Source organism: Raoultella sp. T31 (genome assembly GCF_002806725.1).
Lineage (GTDB): Bacteria > Pseudomonadota > Gammaproteobacteria > Enterobacterales > Enterobacteriaceae > Klebsiella > Klebsiella electrica.
In genome coordinates, this window is the sequence record NZ_PIBO01000038.1 from 19,072 (window position 1) to 40,103 (window position 21,032).

At 58.0% G+C, this 21,032-nt stretch carries 23 protein-coding genes and 1 pseudogene; 8 read left to right on the top strand and 16 right to left on the bottom strand.

Annotated features, from left to right (window positions below; all coding sequences use genetic code 11):
• Positions 1-5: 5 nt before the first annotated feature.
• Complete coding sequence (locus CWM52_RS20755; protein WP_100685820.1) at positions 6-437, bottom strand: carboxymuconolactone decarboxylase family protein; 432 nt, start codon at positions 435-437, stop codon at positions 6-8.
• A 111-nt stretch (positions 438-548) separates the two neighbouring features.
• On the opposite strand from CWM52_RS20755, the gene CWM52_RS20760 reads away from it, so the two are divergent.
• Positions 549-1,910 carry a PLP-dependent aminotransferase family protein gene (locus tag CWM52_RS20760; RefSeq protein WP_100685821.1) on the top strand — a complete coding sequence of 454 codons (1,362 nt, stop codon included), beginning with the start codon at positions 549-551 and terminating at the stop codon, positions 1,908-1,910.
• Positions 1,911-2,053: 143 nt separating this feature from the next.
• Here CWM52_RS20760 and CWM52_RS20765 read toward each other — a convergent pair whose 3' ends face one another.
• Positions 2,054-2,380: a DUF883 family protein gene (locus CWM52_RS20765; RefSeq protein ID WP_100685822.1), complete on the bottom strand. Its 327-nt coding sequence runs from the start codon at positions 2,378-2,380 to the stop codon at positions 2,054-2,056.
• Positions 2,381-2,530: 150 nt separating this feature from the next.
• On the opposite strand from CWM52_RS20765, the gene CWM52_RS20770 reads away from it, so the two are divergent.
• On the top strand, positions 2,531-2,893 hold the full coding sequence (locus CWM52_RS20770; RefSeq protein WP_100685823.1) for a DUF2002 family protein: 363 nt from the start codon (positions 2,531-2,533) through the stop codon (positions 2,891-2,893).
• An 87-nt stretch (positions 2,894-2,980) separates the two neighbouring features.
• On the opposite strand, the gene alaE is transcribed toward CWM52_RS20770, so the two are convergent.
• Positions 2,981-3,430: an L-alanine exporter AlaE gene (gene alaE / locus CWM52_RS20775; RefSeq protein ID WP_100685824.1), complete on the bottom strand. Its 450-nt coding sequence runs from the start codon at positions 3,428-3,430 to the stop codon at positions 2,981-2,983.
• A gap of 716 nt (positions 3,431-4,146) precedes the next feature.
• Between alaE and stpA the strand changes: the two genes are divergently transcribed.
• A complete protein-coding gene (gene stpA, locus CWM52_RS20785; protein WP_100685825.1) occupies positions 4,147-4,548 on the top strand; it encodes a DNA-binding protein StpA in 402 nt (133 codons plus the stop codon).
• An 84-nt stretch (positions 4,549-4,632) separates the two neighbouring features.
• Here stpA and CWM52_RS20790 read toward each other — a convergent pair whose 3' ends face one another.
• From CWM52_RS20790 to CWM52_RS20800, 3 genes are all read right to left on the bottom strand, one after another.
• The gene (locus tag CWM52_RS20790) at positions 4,633-4,812 is read right to left on the bottom strand and encodes a hypothetical protein (RefSeq protein ID WP_015585895.1); all 180 of its coding nucleotides are present in this window, start codon (positions 4,810-4,812) and stop codon (positions 4,633-4,635) included.
• A 93-nt stretch (positions 4,813-4,905) separates the two neighbouring features.
• Positions 4,906-5,427: a rhodanese family protein gene (locus tag CWM52_RS20795; protein WP_100685826.1), complete on the bottom strand. Its 522-nt coding sequence runs from the start codon at positions 5,425-5,427 to the stop codon at positions 4,906-4,908.
• Positions 5,428-5,436: 9 nt separating this feature from the next.
• Positions 5,437-5,736, bottom strand: a complete 300-nt coding sequence (locus CWM52_RS20800; RefSeq protein ID WP_100685827.1) for an ArsR/SmtB family transcription factor — start codon at positions 5,734-5,736, stop codon at positions 5,437-5,439.
• Between the two features lie 242 nt (positions 5,737-5,978).
• Here CWM52_RS20800 and CWM52_RS20805 point away from each other — a divergent pair, with 242 nt between their 5' ends.
• Positions 5,979-6,575 carry an undecaprenyl-diphosphatase gene (locus tag CWM52_RS20805; protein ID WP_100685828.1) on the top strand — a complete coding sequence of 199 codons (597 nt, stop codon included), beginning with the start codon at positions 5,979-5,981 and terminating at the stop codon, positions 6,573-6,575.
• A 7-nt stretch (positions 6,576-6,582) separates the two neighbouring features.
• Here the strand turns inward: CWM52_RS20805 and CWM52_RS20810 are convergent, their stop codons facing one another.
• Positions 6,583-8,367 carry a sigma-54-dependent Fis family transcriptional regulator gene (locus CWM52_RS20810; protein ID WP_100685829.1) on the bottom strand — a complete coding sequence of 595 codons (1,785 nt, stop codon included), beginning with the start codon at positions 8,365-8,367 and terminating at the stop codon, positions 6,583-6,585.
• A 252-nt stretch (positions 8,368-8,619) separates the two neighbouring features.
• Here CWM52_RS20810 and CWM52_RS20815 point away from each other — a divergent pair, with 252 nt between their 5' ends.
• From CWM52_RS20815 to CWM52_RS20825, 3 genes and pseudogenes are all read left to right on the top strand, one after another.
• Complete coding sequence (locus CWM52_RS20815) at positions 8,620-10,140, top strand: aldehyde dehydrogenase family protein (protein ID WP_100685830.1); 1,521 nt, start codon at positions 8,620-8,622, stop codon at positions 10,138-10,140.
• Between the two features lie 189 nt (positions 10,141-10,329).
• Positions 10,330-10,743, top strand: a pseudogene (gene tnpA / locus CWM52_RS20820) (IS200/IS605 family transposase).
• A gap of 82 nt (positions 10,744-10,825) precedes the next feature.
• Entirely contained in the window at positions 10,826-10,987 is a 162-nt protein-coding gene (locus CWM52_RS20825) for a fimbrial protein (RefSeq protein ID WP_227521322.1), read from the top strand.
• Here the strand turns inward: CWM52_RS20825 and CWM52_RS20830 are convergent.
• Genes CWM52_RS20830 through CWM52_RS20860 form a run of 7 tightly spaced genes read right to left on the bottom strand, consistent with a single transcriptional unit; the run spans position 10,984 to position 17,946 of the window.
• The gene (locus tag CWM52_RS20830) at positions 10,984-11,949 is read right to left on the bottom strand and encodes an ABC transporter ATP-binding protein (protein WP_100685831.1); all 966 of its coding nucleotides are present in this window, start codon (positions 11,947-11,949) and stop codon (positions 10,984-10,986) included. The genes CWM52_RS20825 and CWM52_RS20830 overlap by 4 nt on opposite strands.
• Entirely contained in the window at positions 11,942-12,928 is a 987-nt protein-coding gene (locus CWM52_RS20835; protein WP_100685832.1) for an ABC transporter ATP-binding protein, read from the bottom strand. Before CWM52_RS20835 ends, CWM52_RS20830 begins: the two co-directional genes overlap by 8 nt.
• Positions 12,925-13,821, bottom strand: coding sequence for a D,D-dipeptide ABC transporter permease (ddpC, locus tag CWM52_RS20840; protein WP_100685833.1), 897 nt, complete (start codon positions 13,819-13,821; stop codon positions 12,925-12,927). The genes CWM52_RS20835 and ddpC overlap by 4 nt, the downstream gene beginning before the upstream one ends.
• Positions 13,822-14,841: an ABC transporter permease gene (locus CWM52_RS20845; RefSeq protein ID WP_100685834.1), complete on the bottom strand. Its 1,020-nt coding sequence runs from the start codon at positions 14,839-14,841 to the stop codon at positions 13,822-13,824.
• A 54-nt stretch (positions 14,842-14,895) separates the two neighbouring features.
• Positions 14,896-16,452: an ABC transporter substrate-binding protein gene (locus CWM52_RS20850; RefSeq protein WP_416308816.1), complete on the bottom strand. Its 1,557-nt coding sequence runs from the start codon at positions 16,450-16,452 to the stop codon at positions 14,896-14,898.
• Positions 16,453-16,454: 2 nt separating this feature from the next.
• On the bottom strand, positions 16,455-17,039 hold the full coding sequence (gene ddpX, locus CWM52_RS20855; RefSeq protein WP_100685836.1) for a D-alanyl-D-alanine dipeptidase: 585 nt from the start codon (positions 17,037-17,039) through the stop codon (positions 16,455-16,457).
• Positions 17,040-17,076: 37 nt separating this feature from the next.
• A complete protein-coding gene (locus CWM52_RS20860) occupies positions 17,077-17,946 on the bottom strand; it encodes a MurR/RpiR family transcriptional regulator (RefSeq protein ID WP_100685837.1) in 870 nt (289 codons plus the stop codon).
• Between the two features lie 315 nt (positions 17,947-18,261).
• Here CWM52_RS20860 and CWM52_RS20865 point away from each other — a divergent pair, with 315 nt between their 5' ends.
• Positions 18,262-19,023, top strand: coding sequence for a transporter substrate-binding domain-containing protein (locus tag CWM52_RS20865; RefSeq protein ID WP_100685838.1), 762 nt, complete (start codon positions 18,262-18,264; stop codon positions 19,021-19,023).
• 191 nt (positions 19,024-19,214) lie between these two features.
• On the opposite strand, the gene CWM52_RS20870 is transcribed toward CWM52_RS20865, so the two are convergent.
• Together CWM52_RS20870 and CWM52_RS20875 are read right to left on the bottom strand one after the other, a co-directional pair.
• The gene (locus tag CWM52_RS20870) at positions 19,215-20,009 is read right to left on the bottom strand and encodes an SDR family NAD(P)-dependent oxidoreductase (RefSeq protein ID WP_100685839.1); all 795 of its coding nucleotides are present in this window, start codon (positions 20,007-20,009) and stop codon (positions 19,215-19,217) included.
• 86 nt (positions 20,010-20,095) lie between these two features.
• Entirely contained in the window at positions 20,096-21,028 is a 933-nt protein-coding gene (locus CWM52_RS20875) for a 2-hydroxyacid dehydrogenase (RefSeq protein WP_100685840.1), read from the bottom strand.
• Positions 21,029-21,032 lie beyond the last annotated feature (4 nt).

The following is a 21,032-nucleotide window of genomic DNA, read 5'->3' on the forward strand; positions in this document are numbered from 1 at the left end:
TGAAATTACAGGCGCATGCTGACCGCGAGGCGGTTAAACGCGTTCATCAGGCTGATGGCGAAGGTCAGGTCGCTGATCTGACGCGCGCTGAAATGCTCCAGCAGCGGCAGGTAAACGTCATCTTCTGCATGGGTGCTGGCAATATGCGTCACCGATTCCGCCCACGCCAGCGCCGCCTGCTCTGCGGCGCTGAAATGCCCGCTTACCCGCCAGCCTGCCAGCGCATCCAGTTTAGTCTGCGCCATGCCCGATTTACGCAGCGCTTGACTGTGCATTTCCAGGCAGAAGGCGCAGCCATTAATCTGTGATACCCGCAGGTAAACCAGCTCCAGCAGGGCACCGTCCAGTTCGCTTTTCTCCAGCGCAATACTGGCCTGTACCAGCGCGTGATAGACTTCCGGGCTCAGTTCGTTATAGGGCTGACGGAGTGTGCTCATCATGTTTTCCTCAATGATAAATTGCGGGGAATGGGTTCTAAGACCGCAGCAAAATAGCACTATAATGGACTGCAAAAGATAGCCATATTTTGATGAAAAAAGCAGACCATAATGGAACTCAAAAAAGTCCCGCACTATCAGCGTATTGCCAGACAGCTCAAATCTGCGATTGAACACGGCGAACTCGCGCCAGGCAGCCGCCTGCCCGCCAGCCGGGTGTATGCGCAGGAGCTGGGCGTCTCCCGCGCAACCGTGGAGAATGCCTGGGGCGAGCTGGTGGCCCAGGGCTGGCTGGAGCGACGAGGGCAGGCGGGCACCTTTGTCAGCGAGCGCCTGAGTCCGCTACGGGAGGAACCGGCGCGTCTCCCGGCGGGCATCGAACCGACGGCGCCGCAGCCGTTTCAACTGGGGCTACCGGCGCTGGATCTTTTTCCCCGCGGCCTGTGGGCGCGGGTGATGGGGCGGCGACTGCGAACGCAAACGCGTTTTGATCTGGCGCCCGGCGATCCGTGCGGCGAGATGATCCTGCGTCGGGCCATTGTCGATTATCTGCGGCTTTCCCGCAGTATTGAGTGCCTGCCCGAACAGGTGCTGGTGACCGGCAACTATGCCGCCTCAATGAGGCTGCTGCTCCGCACTCTGGCGCGGCCAGGTCAGCATATGTGGATGGAGGATCCGGGTTTCCCGCTGATTCGGCCGGTGATAACCCAGGAAGGCGGGGTTATCGATCCGGTTCCCGTCGATGACGAGGGGATGGATGTGGCGTGGGCGCAGCGCCATTACCCCGATGCGCATTTTGCGCTCCTCACTCCCGCGCACCAGAGTCCGCTGGGCGTGGCGCTGTCGCTGGCCCGACGCAGGCAACTGCTGGCATGGGCTGCCCGCCGCGACGCCTGGATTATTGAAGATGATTACGATAGTGAGTTTCGCTACCGGGGCAAGCCGTTGCCGCCGCTGAAAAGCCTTGATGCCCCGCAGCGGGTGATTTACGCCGGCACCTTCAGTAAATCGCTTTTTCCGGCATTACGCGCCGCCTGGCTGGTGGTGCCGTTGCCGCAGGTCGCCGCCTTTCGCCAGCAGGCCGAATGGATGAGCTGTAGCGTACCGACGCTGTGGCAGCAGACGCTGGCTGACTTTATCCACGAAGGCCATTTCTGGCGTCATCTGAAGAAAATGCGCACCTGCTATGCGCAGCGCCGACAGTGGCTGGAGTCTGCGCTGTTGGCGCAGGGGTTTCGCGTTGTCCCTCAACTGGGAGGGATTCAGCTGGTGATCGCGGTAAACGGTGACGATCGGGCGCTGGCTCAGAAAGCCCGGCAGGCCGGACTGTCGGTACAGGCGCTGAGCGACTGGCGGATGCAAAGCCGTGGCGAAGGGGGATTGCTGGTGAGTTTTACCAATCTGACATCGCCAGCGATGGCGACGGAGGTGGTGGGGAAGCTGAACGTTGCGCTGTTTTCTGCTGACCAATAAAGTCGCCGACTGAGAAAGCGCGGATTCAGGCCATCCTTCTAAAACAGCGATTTACCTCTCCATGCGCTGAGGCAATAAAAAGCCCCCGGGCCAGAGGCTCACAGGGGCAGACGCGTATTTGTTATCTTCATTTATCGTCTATATTATCGACGTAAATTCAATAATACGCCAATAAATAGTCCTACTGCGGCAGCGGTACCGACGCTCTGCCACGGTTTATCCCGCACATAGCTATCGGCGCAGCCTGCGGCATCGCGAGCGGCCTGCTGCACCCGGTTATTGCCGTTCAGACGGGCACGCGTCTCCTTTAGCAGCGCCTGGGCTTTTTTCCGTGCGGCGTCAGCTTCATCTTTCGCATCGCTGCCCCATGATTTCAGCACCTCTTCGAGCGTATCCGCTAATTGGCTGACATCGTTATGAATATCTTCAGCGCTTTCATCGACATTGTTGCGGTTCAGACGGTTAGCCATCGATTTCTCCCTTAATTCCGTTGAGTCATTAAGTGTAGAACAAGATTTTGAATTATGCTTTTGTCGTGCCGTTTCTGGAATTTTCCGAAAGCACTATCAATGATGAATAAGGTAAGGTAAATGAGCGGTAAAAGATAAAGAGGAATGAGTATGTATTTAAGACCCGATGAGGTGGCGCGTGTTCTTGAAAAAGCCGGCTTCACCATGGATGTTGTGACGCAAAAAGCGTACGGCTATCGCCGTGGCGATAATTATGTTTATGTGAACCGCGAAGCGCGCATGGGGCGGACCGCTTTAATTATTCATCCGGCGTTAAAAGAGCGCAGTAATTCGCTGGCGGAACCCGCCTCGGATATCAAAACCTGCGATCATTACGAACAGTTTCCGCTGTATTTAGCCGGAGATGTACAGCAGCATTATGGTATTCCACACGGCTTCAGTTCACGCATGGCGCTTGAGCGTTTTCTGCAGGGACTATATGGCGAAGCGCAGCCGAGTCTGTCCCATAACTAACCGTGTGATGGCCAGCGCCTGAATGTAAAGCGGGGAATATAGACGAGCAGGCGACTGACAGCGGTCAGTCGCAGATTGCGTCGGGACTCAGGCTTTAGCCTGCTGGTAAGCGCTGACGCGGAACAAGCGTCGGCAGTAATCGAGGAAGTAGCCGTAAACCGCCCCCATCAGCATTGATATCGCAATATTTGAACTCACCGCCGCGGCAATCTGGTGCCAGTCCGCACCGACGGAAAATAAGATAGCGACATAGACCGGCGACTGAAATGTCACATAAGCCACAACGTCGGCAATACTCTTCATCCAGGCAGAAGGGCTGACGCGATGCGCCAGACGCATGGCGCGGTCGCGGTAAAACCCGTACGGCACGGCAATAATAATGTTCACCGGAATCGCCACCAGGCGTGAAGATAACGACTGCTCAAAGGTCATTCCGGAGAGAAAAATTTCGATCAACATGTTCACAACGGTGCAGTAAACCACCATCGCAAAGGTGTCTGCTACCGCATGACGCAAGCGGGACTGCGCAGAGAACATCGGTGTGCTCCTCGAAAATGAAGTCTGATACGCCAAAAGATGCGCTCTTTAACAGCGTTTTGGGTTGCCTGTTTTGATGTGCGTAGATTATCTCTCTGCATCGAAAGAGACAACTAGCTGTAAATTTTTATTTAATGGCTTTTTGTCGATAAAATACTCTGCGAAAGGCGGTTTTTTCTTCGCTGCGCTACTTTTGTCCTGATGCTTTATCTTTTTATTATTTATCAATATGTTATGTTTTTCCGTGAACGAGGCGTCACGAGCGCGCGGAGCCGCGATTGTGTCGACTGCCGCCTGAAATCACGTTTTAATGTGATGAAGGTCACTTTTAGAATAATTTATGCCATAACGGCGATTTAATTAGCATTAGATCCTGTTTTTCTTTGTTGGTGTATATTCTGTTTTCATGCATGTTCATTCACTGGTGGCCGGTTGTGCTCTCGTCCATCCGCCGGACGTATCCCGCTAACCTGTTGACCATACAGGTAATATACAGACTGACGATAATTTTGCGGTTTTTTTATCTTATTCAAAATAGCCGTGAATTAATTTCCGTCCCGAACTGAATGACTGTCGGGCTATTTTAAATAAAATATTAACGTCGTGGTCTGAATATATTTATCAGGCAGCATTAAAGGGTGGTAATAAATGGCTTAATATATTAAAGTACCCCGCTAGTATTGTCTTATATATAATTCAGGATCGTTTAATAATTTATGTCTTTAATGTTACAAAAATTGAATAATATCCGCTCACTGCGGGCAATGTCGCGTGAATTCTCCATTGACGTACTTGAAGAAATGCTGGAAAAACTCAGGGTCGTCACTGAAGAAAAACGCTCAGAGCAGCACTCTACCCTGCAACAGCAAGCAGAATACCAGGAAAAAATTAATACCTGGCTGGAATTGATGATTGCCGACGGCATTACGCCTGATGAACTGGTCACGCAGAATGCGGGGCCGTCGAAGGCGGTGAAAAAACGCCAGCCGCGGCCGGCAAAATACCGGTTTAGCGATTTTTCCGGCGCGCAGAAAACCTGGACCGGCCAGGGGCGTATGCCGAAGCCGATCGCCCGTGCGATTAAAGCTGGCGCGACGCTGGAAAGTTTTCTGATTTAAACGTTAGCGAAAATGAGATCCGGCAGGCGTTCAGGCGACTGCCGGATAGCGAAAAAATAACGGTGGGGAATCCCACCGTAGGTATTAGCAAACGCCAAAATCACCTTCTTCTTTATAAGGTGTGACGTCGGCGGGCTTCAGCGTATATTTCTCACCCTGTTCATTACTGGCCTGCACGGCGACAATATGATCTTCACCGACGGCCACAATCTTGAGTTTTGGTCCGCCCATGCGGGGCTGAACCAGATCGCCTACTGAATACATCGTTTTTCTCCTCTGGCATGGATAAATGCCGCTGTTCGCCTTCACTTTAGCGTAGCTGAACATCAGCATACAACGGGCCTGATGTCGCAGGCGTCAGCGTCGGTTCCACGGCATGACGGCCAACAGGCGCGCCATCCCACAAAAACCGGTGATACCGGCGAAAGTTAAGCCGGCGCCGACGAAAGCGCTGAGCAGGAAAAAGCCGCTACTGACGCCATAGCCCAGCGCCACGCCTGACAAAATGAGTATGCCCGCGGCGATTTGTACCTGACGCATTAACGGCAGCGGCTGCGTTTTATCCTCTTTGACGGGTAGCCCCGCCGCTTTCCAGGCCTGAATACCGCCGGCCAGCAGTTTGACCTGTGCCGGAGCCGCCGCCGCCAGCAGACGAATGGCATTATTTTGCGTACGCGATCCGGCCTGACAATGAAAAATCACCGTTTGATCCGCCGCTGCGTGCAGCGTCGCGCCGTTATTCAGGGCGGCCAGCGGCACCAGTTCGGCATCGGGGATGTGCTCGCGGGCGTATTCATCGGCATCGCGAATATCGATTAATCTGGCCCCTTGCGCGATTTGCGCCCGGGCCTCTTCAGGAGAAAGGGTGGCGATAGTCATGACGGCTCCTTATGGGCAATAAATGGTCTTCAGCGTGGCGATGATTTGCTGAACCGCTGGGTGGGCGATGAAGTAGTGGATGCGTTGCGCCTCGCGCTCGCAGCCAATCAGGCCCTCCTCGCGCATACGCGCCAGATGCTGCGAGGTGGCAGAAGGACTCAGGCCGGTGATCCGCGCCAGTTCGCCTGCGCTGGTGCGCGGCGTCTCGCACAGCATGCACAGAATCATCAGCCGGTGCGGATTACTCATGGCTTTCAACAGGGCGGCGGCTTCCCCGGCGCTGGACTGCAGTTGTTCTGGTGTATTCATATATTTTAGTCTTTTCTAAATTTAGATAAGTCTAAAATAAAAAGCGGCGCGACGCCAGCGCAGAAAATGCCGTTGCCGGTCGCGCAGAAAATTCGGGCCACTATCGATGCGCTGCTCGCCGCACCGGATGCGCCTGACCGGGGCTCGTCAATCAAGCAAGTTCTCTTTTCGGCGCGGGGTTAAGCGTAACTTAAGAGAACATCGCGATAATGACAGTAATATGACTGGCATGGGCCCTCGCAATGAACGTACTCGAAACGGTTAACCAAAGCGCTTTTCTGGCGCTGAATGCTCAGCCGGGGACGCCGGATATCCTCCTGGCGTTGGCCCGCTTCTGCGCCAGCGGAACGATCTTTATCGTGCCGGTTATTTTGCTCGCTCTGTGGTTTTTAGGCGGCCGCGAGGGGCACAGGCAGGCGCTGTTTTGTACGCTGAATATTCTGATAGCGCTTGCGCTGGGCTATCTCTGCGGCTTGCTGTGGTTCCATCCGCGGCCATTTATGATGCCGCTGGGCCATACCTGGATCAGCCATCCGGCGGATAACGGCTTCCCGAGCGATCACGGCCTGGTGATGTTCAGCGCGGCGTTTGCGCTGCTTACGCTGCGCCTGCGCGGCCTGGGGCTGTTTGTCCTGCTCGCATCGCTGCCGGTGGCCTGGTCACGCATTTTCCTCGGGGTCCATTTCCCGCTGGATATGGTGGGGGCGGCGGCGGTCGCGGCCGCGGCCGCCTGGGTGAACAAAGGGGTCTGGCAGGTCTGTGGGCCGGCAATGGTGCGGATGTGCGAAGCCATCAGCCAGCGCATGTTTTGCTGGCTGCCGGCCCGTTTTACGCCGTAGCTAAGGTTTAGTTTCTTGTCCGCGCGGCGCGCCGGTAGAGCGTGCTGCGCGCGACTCCCAGAGCCTGTGCCGCTTTACTGACGTTACCGTTATACGTCGACAGCGTATCGGCAATCAGCTGCGCATCGTGCTGCTGCAACCCACGCGCCGGTGTCGGAGCCGGGGCCGACTGATACTCCGCCGGTAAATCCGCCACTTCCAGTTGCTCTCCTTCGTCAGCCAGCGCCAGCAGCACCTTCATCAGGCTTTGTAGCTGGCGCACGTTGCCCGGCCACGGAAGGGCACAGAGGTGCGCCAGGAGCGCGGGCGAGAGCTGTACGCGTCGCGCTCCGGCGCCGAGGGTGTGCCATAGCTGCTGAAGAAACGCCGGTAGCCGGGGCCACTCCCGCAGCGGTGGAATAGTGAGAGCGAATTCGCGCAGGCGATAGAGCAGGTCCTCGCGAAACGTACCGTCGGCAACATGCTGCGTCAGGTTACGGTGGGTGGCGCAAATCAGCGCAAAGCTCACCGGGGCGCTCTGGCTGGCGCCGAGCGGCGTAACCTCTTTTTCCTGTAGCACCCGCAGCAGCCGGGTCTGAAGCAGCATCGGCATATCGCCAATTTCATCGAGAAACAGCACGCCGCCGTCCGCCTCGCGAATTTTACCGATATAGCCATTTTTACTGGCGCCGGTAAAGGCGCCAGGCTGGTAGCCAAACAGCTCCGATTCAATCAGCGATTCAGGGATCGCCGCGCAGTTGATAGCCACGAATTTACCGTGACGCCAGCGGCTGTGCCGGTGCAGCGTGCGGCTGACAAACTCTTTGCCGCATCCGGTTTCGCCCTCGATACACAGGGCAATGCCGGCATTCAGCAGACGTACCATCTTTTCCCCCTCGCGCTGGCTGGCGAAAGGCAGCTCGATAGCCGGCGGCGTCGGAGCCGGTACCGTAACGTGGGTACGGGTCGGCGCGCGTAAACGGTAGTAATAGGTTTGCTGCTGGAGGGAGAGCGGCAGCGGAACATTGACCGCCGTTTGCGTCAGTTGAGGAAACAGCTGCTGAAAGGTGATGTGGCCAAGTTGTCCGCTATCCAGACCCAGATCGCGCATCGCCAGGCGGTTTCCGGCGGTCAGCACGTTATCGGAAAAGACCAAAAGCAGCTCTTCAACGCTGTCGAGTTTATGGGGGTGAAGGTGCAGGCTCATCAGCCACTGCTGCGGATGGAGACTCTGTTTTACCCACAGATATTCAATCTGCTTCGCGGCCTCTTTGACCCACGCCAGGGTGTGGGGATGGGGGAAGTGGGCCGGGCCGGAAATATCCAGCACGCCGACAATTTTTCCGTCCGGGCTCTGAACCGGCATCGCGGCGCAATAGAGATCCTGATTGCGGGTGAGGAAGTGCTGGCGGCCGTCGATTTCGCAGCTGTCGTCAATGGCCAGCGCGGTACCGATGGCGTTGGTGCCGCGCCCGCTCTCGCTCCACAGGTTTCCGGGAGCCAGCGCGAAGCTTTGCGCTTTCTGCATCGCGTGCATGTTGCCGAAGGTTTGCAGCACCAGACCGCTGGCATCAGAGAGGATAACCACTGACTGGAGATCGCTCACTTTGCGCGACAGGGTATTCACCACCGGCTGGGTCAGCTGCTGTAACCGGGTATGGCAGGCCAGCGCATCCGCCAGTTCACCGGAACCCAGGCGCGGGAAATCATCCGTCGCGGGATCCAGGCCGTACTGCTGGCTACGAAACCAGGAATCGATGAGCAACGGGCTGGTTTTTACCTCGGGATCGAGGGTAAACGAATTGCCTTGCACGGAGCACCTCGTGGTCGGATGGATGATGTTGCAACATTGTAGCTTTATAGTTTCTTATGTGTTGCGATTTGCGACACATAAGCAAAATTAGCGCCCCCTGTGAGACAGGTTTATATATTAACCTATTGAATTAGTTGTTTATTTATTCCTGCAAAAAATCTGGCATAACCTCTGCATAAGCCTCTGTGTGCAGCAGGCAACAGCAAAAAACCAATACGCCGCTGCGCCTCAACCCTACAGAAGGAGATTGCAATGCGTTATGCACATCCTGGCACCCCGGGCGCCTTAGTTTCATTCAAGTCCGCATACGGTAACTATATTGACGGCCAATTTGTCAAACCGATCGGCGGCGAATACTTTATGAATACCTCCCCTGTGGACGGGAGCGACATTGCACAATTTCCCCGCTCCGATGCCAAAGATATCGACTTTGCTCTTGATGCCGCGCACCGCGCCGCCGAAGCCTGGGGGAAAACATCGGTCCAGCAGCGTTCCAACCTGCTGCTCCAGGTCGCCGACCGGATTCAGGAGAACCTGGAATATCTGGCGGTGGCTGAAAGCTGGGACAACGGTAAACCGGTACGCGAAACGCTGAATGCCGATCTGCCGCTGGCGGCCGATCACTTCCGCTATTTTGCCGGCTGCCTGCGGGCGCAGGAGGGGAGCACGGCGGAGATTGATGAAACCACCGTGGCCTATCACTTCCATGAACCGCTGGGCGTGGTCGGGCAAATTATCCCGTGGAACTTTCCGCTGCTGATGGCGGCGTGGAAGCTGGCGCCGGCGCTGGCGGCGGGGAACTGCGTGGTGCTCAAGCCAGCGGAGCAGACGCCGCTGAGCATCACGCTGCTGCTGGAAATTATTGGTGACCTCTTCCCGCCGGGCGTCCTGAACGTGGTGCAGGGCTTCGGGAAAGAGGCCGGTGAAGCGCTGGCAACCAGCAAGCGTATCGCCAAAATCGCCTTTACCGGTTCAACGCCCGTCGGGCGGCATATTCTGGCCTGCGCGGCGGAGAACATTATCCCCGCCACCGTTGAGCTGGGTGGCAAGTCGCCAAATATCTATTTTGCCGATGTGATGGACGGAGAAGAGGAGTTTATCGAGAAGGCGGTCGAGGGGCTGGTGCTGGGCTTCTTCAACCAGGGTGAGGTGTGTACCTGCCCATCGCGCGCTCTGATTCATGAATCCATCTACGAGCCGTTTATGGAACGGGTCATGGCGAAGGTCGCCCAGATTCGCCGCGGCGATCCCTTTGACACCGACACCATGATCGGAGCGCAGGCGTCACGCCAGCAGTTTGATAAGATCCTGTCGTACATTAAGATTGCCCGCGAAGAGGGGGGGCAGATCTTGACCGGCGGAGAGCGCGCCAGTATCGCGGCCGAACTGGATAATGGTTACTACATTCAGCCGACCCTGATTAAGGGGCGCAATGATATGCGCAGCTTCCAGGAAGAGATTTTTGGCCCGGTCATCGGCGTCACCACCTTTAAAGATGAGGCGGAAGCGCTGGAAATAGCCAACCAGACCCAGTTTGGGCTCGGCGCCGGCGTCTGGACCCGCGACAGCAATCTGGCGTACCGAATGGGGCGCGGAATTAAAGCCGGTCGCGTGTGGACCAACTGCTATCACATCTACCCGGCACATGCTGCCTTCGGCGGCTATAAACAGTCAGGCGTCGGCCGCGAAACCCATAAAATGGCCCTTGATGCTTATCAACAGACGAAAAACCTGCTGGTGAGCTACGGTACCGCGCCGTTAGGACTGTTTTAACCGGGCGCGCCATTATCCGCCCCTGTCCGTCTGACAAAACCCGCGACCCAGGCATAAGGTCGCGGGTTTTTTTATCCCTGCATGGACACCATCTCCTGGGGAGGTGAGCAGCAATAAGATGGCTCTGCCAATAATGCTAAGCATGGGAAAATCCGAATCTGTTATCCCATAACTGATAAAGATTTAACCCTGAGTCGATTCCAGAAAGCATCTCATGTGCTCTGGTATTGCCCATATCATATCGTATGGACACCCAGGTACCGATTTCGCATCCTCAGGAACAATGCAGGCAAAGAGGTTTACGGGCAAATAAGGATCAAGTGAACAGCTCGGGAGAGAAGTGGTCGAGCGGAATGTCCAGATTGCTCATGTTTATTTACTGGTAAAAGTCCCGCCACGTCTTTCTATTTCGACTGTGCCAGGGGAGTTGAAGGGCAAAACGTGTTCAGTCAATTTCCCTAACTGCGGAGGAACAGGTTGTGGGGACATCACTTTTAAGCACGGGGTTACTGGGTGAATACCGTCGCTATAAATGAAGAAATGATAAGAAAATGCGTGAAGTATCAGGAAAAGGATGAGGTTGAAGAGAACCAGCTTTACTAAAAGAGGTGTGAAGGTAAGGTGTCTTTTATTGTCACGCCGCCTCTGTTTCGCCCCGGCGCCGTCCGCCGGAAGCGATGTGAAAATGAATGTCTCCAGTCATCTGCCGGTGCTGAAACACATTACCGCCAGTAGCGCCGCCGCGGCCGAAAGCATCAACTTCACCGCCCGATACGTGCAAACGGGAGATACCGTGACGCCCGGGCGGGCTAACGCTCTGGCGACCTTCGCGCTCGAATACAACTAGCGGGCCTCCCCGGCGGTAAGCGGCTGACCGGCCAGCGCTTCTGCCTGCCAGCAGCGGGTGACGCTCCCGTTGCCGAGCGGGCGTAGCGGCTGCGGTTTCTCACAACCCGCACCGGCGAACGGGCAGCGATCGCGGAAGTAACAGCCCTCGGGCAGATGGCGGTTGCCGGGTAATTCCGTGTTGCGCGGCGCTTCGCCCAGCGCCGAGCCGATACGCGGCACCGAGTCCATCAAAAGCCGGGTATAGGGATGGGCCGGGTTATCGAGGACCTGACGCGCCTCGCCCGTCTCGACGATTTGCCCGAGATACATCACGGCGATGCGATCGCTCATGTGGCGTACTACGGAAACGTTATGCGAAATCAGGATATAGGTCAGGTTCTGCTGCTTTTGCAGCTCGACCAGCAGATTGAGGATCTGCGCCTGTACCGAAATATCCAGCGCCGAGGTCGGCTCATCCAGCACGATAATATCCGGCTTTGCCGACAGCGCGCGGGCAATGGCGATGCGCTGGCGCTGGCCGCCGGAAAACTCGTGCGGTAAGCGGTCGAGATACTCCGGGCGGATACCGACCTGCAACGCCAGCTGCTCCGCCAGAAGGCGCCGGGCCTGTTCACTGGGGCGCGACTGGATCCACACCGGCTCGGTGATGGTGCGCCACACCGGGAGCCGCGGATCCAGCGAGGAGAGCGGATCCTGAAACACCATCTGCATACGCCCGCCGCCGGATGCCGTCGCGCGTTCAAACTGGCCGTGAGAGGGTTTAAGCATGCCCATCAGCAGCTTAGCGAGGGTGCTTTTTCCGCAGCCAGATTCGCCGACGATGCCCAGCGTTTCGCCGCGCCAGGCCGCCATATCCAGACCGTTCAGCGCATAGACGCGTTCGACGACCTTGCCGCGCCAGTTCTTGCGCGCCGGGAAGTTAAGATGAACATCGTGCAGTTTCAGCAGCATCTCAGACATGCGTTTTCTCCCGTTGCGGGTACCAGCAGGCCGCCTGCTGCCCGGTCTGTTCTATCGGGCGGAGCACCGGGGTGATGCCGCAGCCCTCGCCAGCGGCAAAGCAGCGTTCGCGAAAGGCGCAGCCGCCCGGTAATCGCGCCAGATTCGGCACCGTGCCGGGAATCGAGCGCAGCAGCGATCGCGGCTCGCCGTTATCCGGGGCGCTGTCGAGCAGGCCAACGGAGTAGGGATGCAGAGGATGGTGCAGCACCTGCTGAGTGAATCCGCTTTCAATCACCGCGCCGGCATACATGACGTACAGCCGATCGCAGACCTGTGAAACCACCGCCATATCGTGGCTGATAAACAGTACCGCGGTGCCTGTCGCCAGCGCTTTCTGTTTTAGCAGGCGCAGTACCTGGCGCTGAACGGTCACGTCCAGCGCGGTGGTCGGTTCATCGGCAATCAGCAGGTCGGGCTCGCAGGAAAAGGCGATGGCGATCATCACCCGCTGGCGCATCCCGCCGGACAGTTCGAAAGGGTAGCGTTCCATCACCCGCTGCGGATCGGCTATCTGCATATCCGCCAGCAGCGCCACCGCCCTGGCGCGCGCTTCGCGGGCGGAGAGGGGGCGATGCTGACGAATCACGTCGACCATCTGCTTGCCGATCCGCCGCGTTGGATTCAGCGCGGTCATCGGCTCCTGAAAAATCATCGCCACCCGCCGACCGCGGATGTCGCGCATCTCTTTTTCCGATGCTTTGAGAATATCGTGACCCATCAGCGTCACCTGGCCGCTGTGAATCTGATAGCTTCCCGGCGGCAGCAGACGCATCGCCAGCATGGCGGTGACGGATTTGCCGGACCCCGACTCGCCCACCACGCCCACAATTTCGCCGCGGTCGATATGCAGAGAGACCGCGTTCAGTACATGTACTTCCCCCTGGTAGACCGGGAAGCTCAAACGGACATTGTCGATTGTCAGAACCCGGTTACTCATGCGTTGCGTCCTCCGGACTTCGGATCCAGTAAATCCTGGATCCCATCGCCAAACAGATTAAAACCGACGGCGGTGATCAGGATCGCCGCCCCCGGAAAGGCACAGTACCACCACTGATCGAGAACGTAGTTGCGGCCGTTCGCCACCATCGCGCCCCACTCGGCGGTGGGCTGCTGCGCGCCGAGGCCGATAAACCCTAGCGTCGCCGCCATCAGAATGGCGCTGCCGATATCCAGCGATGCCTGCACCACCAGCGGCGGCAGGGCGTTGCGTAAAATATGCCAGCTGATCAGGTGCCAGCGGGAGGCGCCGAAGGTCAGCGAAGCTTCGACGAAGCTGTGCTGGCGCACTACCAGCGTCTGTCCCCGCGCCAGGCGGACATAAAACGGAATGCGCACAATAGCGATCGCCAGCATGGCGTTGAATAAGCTCGGGCCTAACGCGGCGGCCAGCGCCATCGTCAGCACCAGCGAAGGGATCGACAGCATGATATCCATCAGCCGCATGATCAGCGCATCGCTGCGCCCGCCGAGCACGCCGGAAAGGCAGCCCAGCAGCGAACCGCTGATCCCGGCGATCAGCACCACCGCCAGACCGGCGGCGATCGATTGCCGGCTGCCGATCAGCACCCGACTGAACAGATCGCGACCGACCTCGTCGGTACCGAACCAGTGGGACAGCGACGGTGCCTGCAGGCGGGCGGTGAGATCGATAGCGTTGGGATCGTGCGGTACCAGCCACGGCGAGAAGATCATCAGAAACAGCATGATCAGCATAATGGCACCGCCGATCAGCGTCAGCGGGCTTTTGCGCACCAGCCACAGACGGCGCTTCCACACGGTGTTGCGGCGGGTTTTTTCGATCGCGCCGGGGCGTTCCTGGGTCATCATCACTTAGTTTTCTCCCCGACCCATGCGCGGGTCTATCCATAAATAGAGCAGGTCGACGAGCAGGTTGACCAGCACGTAAGCAAAGGACACCACCACGGCGAAGCCCATCACCGCGGGGAAATCGAGCGCCTGAATAGAAGAGACGACGTAGGCGCCCATTCCGGGCCAGGCAAAGACGGTTTCGGTCAGCACCGCGCCGTACAGCAGATCGCCCAGCGCCAGCCCCAGCACCGTGACCGACGGAATCAGCGCGTTAGGCAGCGCATAGCGCATCACGATGGTCCATTTCGTCAGGCCGCTGGCCAGCGCGGTGCGGATGTAATCTTCACTCAGCTGCTCCAGCATCGCGGAGCGAATTTGCCGGGCGACAATCCCCAGATGGACGAAGGCCAGGGTGCTCGCCGGCAGAATCAGATGCTGCAACGCGTTAAAGAACACGTCGATGTTGCCCTCCAGCAGCGCGTCGATCAGATAGAAACCGGTCACGCGGGTCGGCGGATCAAACCAGTCGTCAAGACGTCCGCTGCCGGGCAGCCAGTCCAGCTTGCCGTAAAACAGGACAATCACTCCCAGCCCCAGCCAGAACGCCGGGGTAGAGATTCCGGTCAGCGCCATCAGGCGAACCAGGTGATCGGTCCAGCGGTTGCGATACACCGCCGAGAGCACTCCCAGCGGAATGCCGACCACCAGCGCGATAAACAGGGCGCAGATTGCCAGTTCGAGGGTCGCCGGGAAAAAGGTCTTTAAATCTTCCAGTACCGGGCGACCGGTGCGGATAGAGGTCCCGAGATCGCCGTGCAGCAGGGCGTTGACATAATGAAAAAACTGCTGCCATAACGGTAAATCCAGCCCCAGCTGCTGGCGGATATGGCGGACGATTTCGTCGCTCGCGCGATCGCCTGCCAGCAGGCGCGCCGGATCGCCGGGAATGAGGTGCGAAATAATAAAGGTGATCACGCAGACGCCGGCGACGACGAGGACCAGCCCCCAACTGCGTTGTCGAATTAAACCCCAGAAACTCATGATGACGCCCTCTGCCGGGCCCGCGACGGCCCGGCATGACAAGGTTAAGATGCGCTACTTATGCATATCGGCAATATTGAAAATCTGCTCAAGCATCGGGTTGAAGACGAAGCCCTTGACCTCTTTGTTCATCGCCACCTGGTAGTTTTTCTGGAACAGATAGACGTAGGCGGCCTCATCGATAACGGTTTTCTGCGCCGCCTGATAATCCCGGGTGCGTTCTGTCTGGTCGGTAGTGGCGACCGCCTGTTTGAGCAGCGCGTCAACCTGCGGATTGGCATAGAACGAACGGTTGCCCGGCAACCCTTTCTTATCCGACTCGAACCAGTAGTTCATGAACATATAGGGGTCGGCGAAATCCGGGCTCCAGTTGCCGATGGCGATATCGTAATCCCCTTTGCCAACGCGCTCGCGCATGGTGGCGTTGGCCAGTTTTTCCAGCTTCACCTGGATGCCGAGGGTTTGCAGATTCGCCTGGGTGGAGAGCGCGATCGGCTCCCAGTTCGGGTCGTTATCCGAGTAGAGGAACGACAGGGTTTTCGGCTTATCGCTGACTTTCGCCAGCGCGGCTTTGGCTTTATCCAGATCAAGGGAATACTGCATTGCGCTCGGGTCAAAGCCCCACATGCCGTCGGGAATCGGGCCGCGCATCTGTTTGCCGTTGCCGCCGAGAATGCCGCTGACCATCCCTTGATAATCGGTGGCCCAGGAGACGGCGCGACGTAAATCGACCTGATTCATCGGCGCCTTGCTGTTATTGAGATACAGGTAGGTCACGCGCAACGCCGGATAGTCATACACCGCCACGTTATCCTGTTTCTTCAGGGCCGCAAACTGGTCGACCGGCAGCGCATCGGCAATATCCACATCGCCCTTGGTCAGCTGCAGACGGCGAGCGGCGCTTTCGCCAATAATCTTCACCGTCACCCGCTTAAAGGCCGGCTTCGCGCCGCTGAAGTGCGGGTTGGGTACCAGCACCAGCTGCTGGCCTTTCTGCCAGCGCTGCAGCATATAGGCTCCCGAGCCGGCGGTGTGTTCCGCCAGCCAGGCGCGGGCATCATCGCCGGCGTTGGCCTTCAGGACCGCCGGGTTGATAATCGACGCGCCGTCATTGGCCAGGGTGTGGAGGAACGGGGCGAATGAGTCCGGCAGGGTGAAGCGCACCGTGGCGGGATCCACGGCCTCAATTTTCAGCCCGCTCGGGAAGGCTTCGGAAGGCCCCTGCTTAATGCGCATCAGGCGTTCGAAAGAGAGCTTTACCGCTTCGGCGGTGACCGGCGTACCGTCGTCAAACAGCATGTTTTTGCGCAGCGAAAAGGTCCAGGTTTTGCCGTCATCAGAGACCTGCCAGCTTTCGGCCAGGTCGCCCTCGACATCCGTTGAGCCTTTCCCGTCCTGGGTTTTGTATTTGACCAGCCGCTGATAGGCCGGGTAGGTGACCGTCCAGTCGTTATTATCAATGGTGACGGCCGGGTCGAGCGTCTGCGGATCGGCGGCTTTACCGATGACCAGCATATCTTTGGGCACGGCAGCATAAGCCGGGGCGATAGCCGCCGCCAGCGCAACGGCCAGCAGCAGCGGGCGAAAACCGGTGAGAGAAGTGCGACTCATATTCATGGCATGACTCCGTCAGGGTGAGCGGGGGACAGGCAGGTGAAAACATCATCAAGGAGCGGATAACCGGCCGCATCCGGTAATTCGAAGTGCCACCATTCCGTGGAAATACCCTTAAAGCCGCCGCCAAACATAATGGCGTTCAACAGCAGGCGATTACGCTGGGCGGCCTGGGGAACCGCCGGGTGATAAGGGTGAGAGAGATCGTCCATCTCATCGAAGGCGGTGCCCATATCCAGCGGCTGGCCGTTTTCGTCGATTAACGTCACATCAATAGCGGTACCGCGGCTGTGGTTCGAACCCAGCGCAATCGGCACCACGTAGTCCTGGTTCGGACAGGCGTCCCACAGGCGCTGCTGCGCCTGCTGCGGACGATAGGCATCGAACACCAGCAGGTTCAGACCCGCCAGCTGCGCGATGCGCAGCGACTTCTCCAGCGCCGCCGCCGCATCCGGGTGCAGCAGGCAGCGGGCTTCGCTATAAATGGGCTGGCCGGTAATGTTATCGGCGCTGGCATATTTGAGATCGACAGGCAGAGCCGGAAAGCGCGCGCTGATATCGACCAGGGTGAGTTGCTGATTCATTTATTGTTTCCTGTCCTGAAGCCTGACGCGCAGGCGCTTATTCACGTTCAAATTGACCAAATTCCTGCTGCAGCGCCCGGTTTTCGGCCAGCCGACGCGACAGCGACGGCCCGAGTTGCTCGACGACCGCGGAGAGCAGCAGGTTGAAAAGACAGCTGATGGGGGCAAGGGAGTCCCAAAAATGGCCGGTATCGGTTTTGACCTGCAGCAGATCGACCGGATAATCGCGGGCCCACGGACACCAGATATCGGTGACCAGCGCGGTGGCAATATGCCGCTCGGCGGCAACCCGACAGAACTGGCGCGCGGTGCTGGAATAGGCGCGGGTATCGGTCAGGATGATGTAAGGATGTTCATATTCGGAGTTCAGCGACTCCAGCCAGCTACCGGAGCTGCCGTCGGCATAGGTCACGCGCGGGCGCAGGTATTCGAGATGGCTAAAAAAGCTGTTGGCGAGGCCCCGGGTGGACTGGATCCCGAGCACCATCACCGCATCGGCCTGGGCGATCCGCCTGCTGACCCGGGCGAAGGTCTCTTCCTGCGCCAGCTGATAGACATAGCGGATCGCATCCAGCTCCATCTGTAGCGACAGGCTGGCGCGATCGGGCTGGGTTTGCTGTTGCGCCCAGGAGTCGAGGCGGTCGATGACGCCCCAGTGTTTATAGGGCGCCGGGGTATGTTCTTTCAGACCGTTTTTGACATCGTCGAGGTTGCGATAGCCGAGTTTACGCAGGCAGCGGCCGACGGTGATCCCGCTGGTGCCGGTTGCCAGCGCGATGCTATCGGCCGTTTCATAAGGGATATGTTCCCGATGGCTCAGCAGCCAGCTGCCGATGCGTTTTTCACTTGGCGTCAGCTGGCTAAATATCGACTCGATGGTGCGAAACAGCCTGGAGTTATCGTTCATACCCGCCTCTCAATGAGATTTATCTCTCATGAACCCGTATTGTGTTACTCAACTAACAAAGCACGATGCATGCCAGCTATTCCGGAAAACCGTTTTTTGCGCTATCACTGGGGAAATGCGCGAGGCAGGCGAACCATGAGCGTATATTTTCGCCAAAATATGCACAAAGAAAGTGCAACGCTTCCTGGTTGTGCATCACAAAAATAAAACATACGATTAACAACGCCGTAATTTGTGCAACAAATGAGCCGGGGATAACGCGCGGCAAAATCGCGCAACCTCTTCAACAACGCACGTATTAATAAGGATGAGGGTATGAACTTAAAGGTCTGTCTGGCCCTGGTACTCGCGAGCCTTGCCTGCGCGAGCCAGGCGCGGGATCTGCAGGCGATTCAACAAAGCGGCGAATTGAAAGTGGGCGTTCCGGGCGACTATGCGCCGCTGGCGTTCCACAACGCAGCGGGTGAGCTGCGCGGTTACGACGTGGATATGGCAAAGGATCTGGGGCAGAAGCTGGGGCTAAAAGTCAGCTTTGTGCTGACCAGCTGGCCGACGCTTTCCAGCGATCTGAAGGCCGATAAGTTTGATATTGCGATGGGCGGGGTCACGGAAACCCCGGAGCGGGCAAAAGATTTCGCCCTCAGCCATCCGGTGGTGGCAAACGGTAAGATAGCCCTGGCGAACTGTATGGCGGCCCCGGCACTCGGCAGCCTGGAAAAGATCGACCGCCCCAATGTGAAAGTGATTGTTAACCCGGGCGGCACCAACCAGAGCTACGTCGATGCTCATCTCAAACATGCGCAGATTATCAGGGTCAAAAATAACGTCGATAATCTTGAGGCGTTACGCCAGAAAACCGCCGATATGATGGTTACCGACCTGATTGAAGGCGTCTATTACCAGAACAAAGAACCCGGCGTTTTCTGCGTGGCGACGGATAAACCCTTCCCGGGCACCGCCAGTTTTAAAGTCTATATGATGAACAAAGATAATCAGCCGCTGCTGGAGAAGGTGAACCACTGGCTGGACAGCCAGGATAAAAATATCCTCAAACAAAAATGGAAGATTCACGAGTAGGTGCCGGCGAGCGGAAATCAGCGCTTGGTTTTCGGCCCTAAATCGCTGGTTCCAGGAACAGCGGGTCGTTTGCCCACGCGCAACGGCACAAGGCGCTTAACGCCATGGATGCTGGCAGTCAGTGCGCAATGACATCGGTTAACGTCCGGCCAACAAGCCCGACCGCGAGTCAGCGGGCGGGCGCTAAGCGGTCAGACAATATCATCTACCACGCCGCCATCGACGCGCAGCGCCGCGCCGGAGGTGGCGGAGGCCTGGGTCGAGCAGACGTACACCACCATATTCGCCACTTCATCAACCGATGCCGCCCGCTGAATAACCGAGCTGGGGCGATGGGTCATCACAAACTCTTTGGCGAGCTGGTCCAGCGGTTTACCGGTTTTCGCTACCTCGTCTTTCATCATTTCGGCAAAACCATCGGAAATCGTCGGGCCGGGCAGCACGCTGTTCACCGTCACGCCGCTACCGGCTACAAATTTCGCCAGCCCGCGCGCCAGCGACAGCTGGGCGGTTTTGGTCACGCCATAGTGGATCATGTCCGCCGGAATGTTGCGCGCCGATTCCGAAGAGATGAACACCACCCGGCCCCAGCCTTTTTGCACCATCGCCGGCAGCAGCGCACGCGACAGCCGTACGCCGGACATGACGTTGGTCTGCCAGTAACTTTCCCAGGTGCCATCGTCGGTGTCGTAGAAATCCAGCGGGCCATAAATCCCGGCGTTATTGACCAGGATATCGACGCCGTTTACCGCTTGCAGGAGCTGCGCGACCCCTTCGCCACCGCTGAGGTCGGCAACGGCAGCTCGCGGCCTGGCACCGGGTACCTCGTTTTGCAGGCGAGCGATAGCCTCGTTGACGCTACGCTCGCTGCGCCCGTTCACCACCACCTCCGCGCCGCTGGCCGCTAGCCCTTTGGCGATAGCAAAGCCAATCCCGGCCGTGGATGCGGTCACCAGCGCAACTTTCCCCGAAAGATCAATTTTCATAACTCCGGCCTTAATGTGTTGTCAGACAGACCATTAAGCGTAGCAGCTGATGGCGGATGCCGGGCGGGGAATCGGCAGCGCAGGGGTTAATAGCCCCGCTGTTTATCCACCAGATTGTGCAGCGGCAGCGCGCGTTGCTGGCGGTGAATGTTCTCCAGCAACTGGCGGGCAATCACCTGCGCCGGGGCGATCGAGGCCATATGGGGGGTGATGACCACCTGCGGATGCTGCCAGAGCGGGTCATCCTGCGGCAGGGGTTCGACGGGGAAGACATCCAGCACTGCGCCCGCCAGTCGACCGCTATCCAGCGCCTGCAGAATATCGTGATTCACCATATGTTCGCCGCGTCCGCAGTTGATTAACACGGCGCCTGTGGGAAGCTGGTCGAGCAGCGGCTGGGCGAGAATACCACGGGTCTGTTCGGTGAGCGGCAGAACGTTGATCAGCGCATCCAGCTCAGCAAAAAATTCACCGGCCTGCGCATCGCCGTGATAGCACCGGACGCCGGGGAGCTGTTTCTCACTGCGCGCCCAGCCGGAAACGTGATACCCCAGCCCGGCGAGGCGGGTGGCGATGTAGCCGCCGATTTCGCCAAGTCCCATCACGCCAATACGAAAGTCGGCGGCGGCCCGCTGCGGATAAATCTTCCATACGCGCTCACGCTGGTGCGCCAGCGCGCGATCGAAATTGCGCTGGAACCACAGCACGCCCCACAGCGCGTACTCGAACATCCCGTGGCGGAAATCCTCATCCACCACCCGGCACAGCGGAACAGAACTGGCGAACAGGTTATCGGGGAGATGGTCTACCCCGGCCGAGGCGGCCTGAATTAATTTTAACGCCGGCGAACGGGTCAGCAGGCTGGCATCGGGAAACCAGCAGCTGGCATATTCTGCGCTGCGTGCCGCCGGATGTTCGGGCAGGACCGCGGTTACGTCCGGGAACAGCTGCAGCGCTTCGCAAATCTCGCGGGCATAGTTCTGGTCATTGCAATCGACAACGATAGTCAGGTTTGGCATAGGC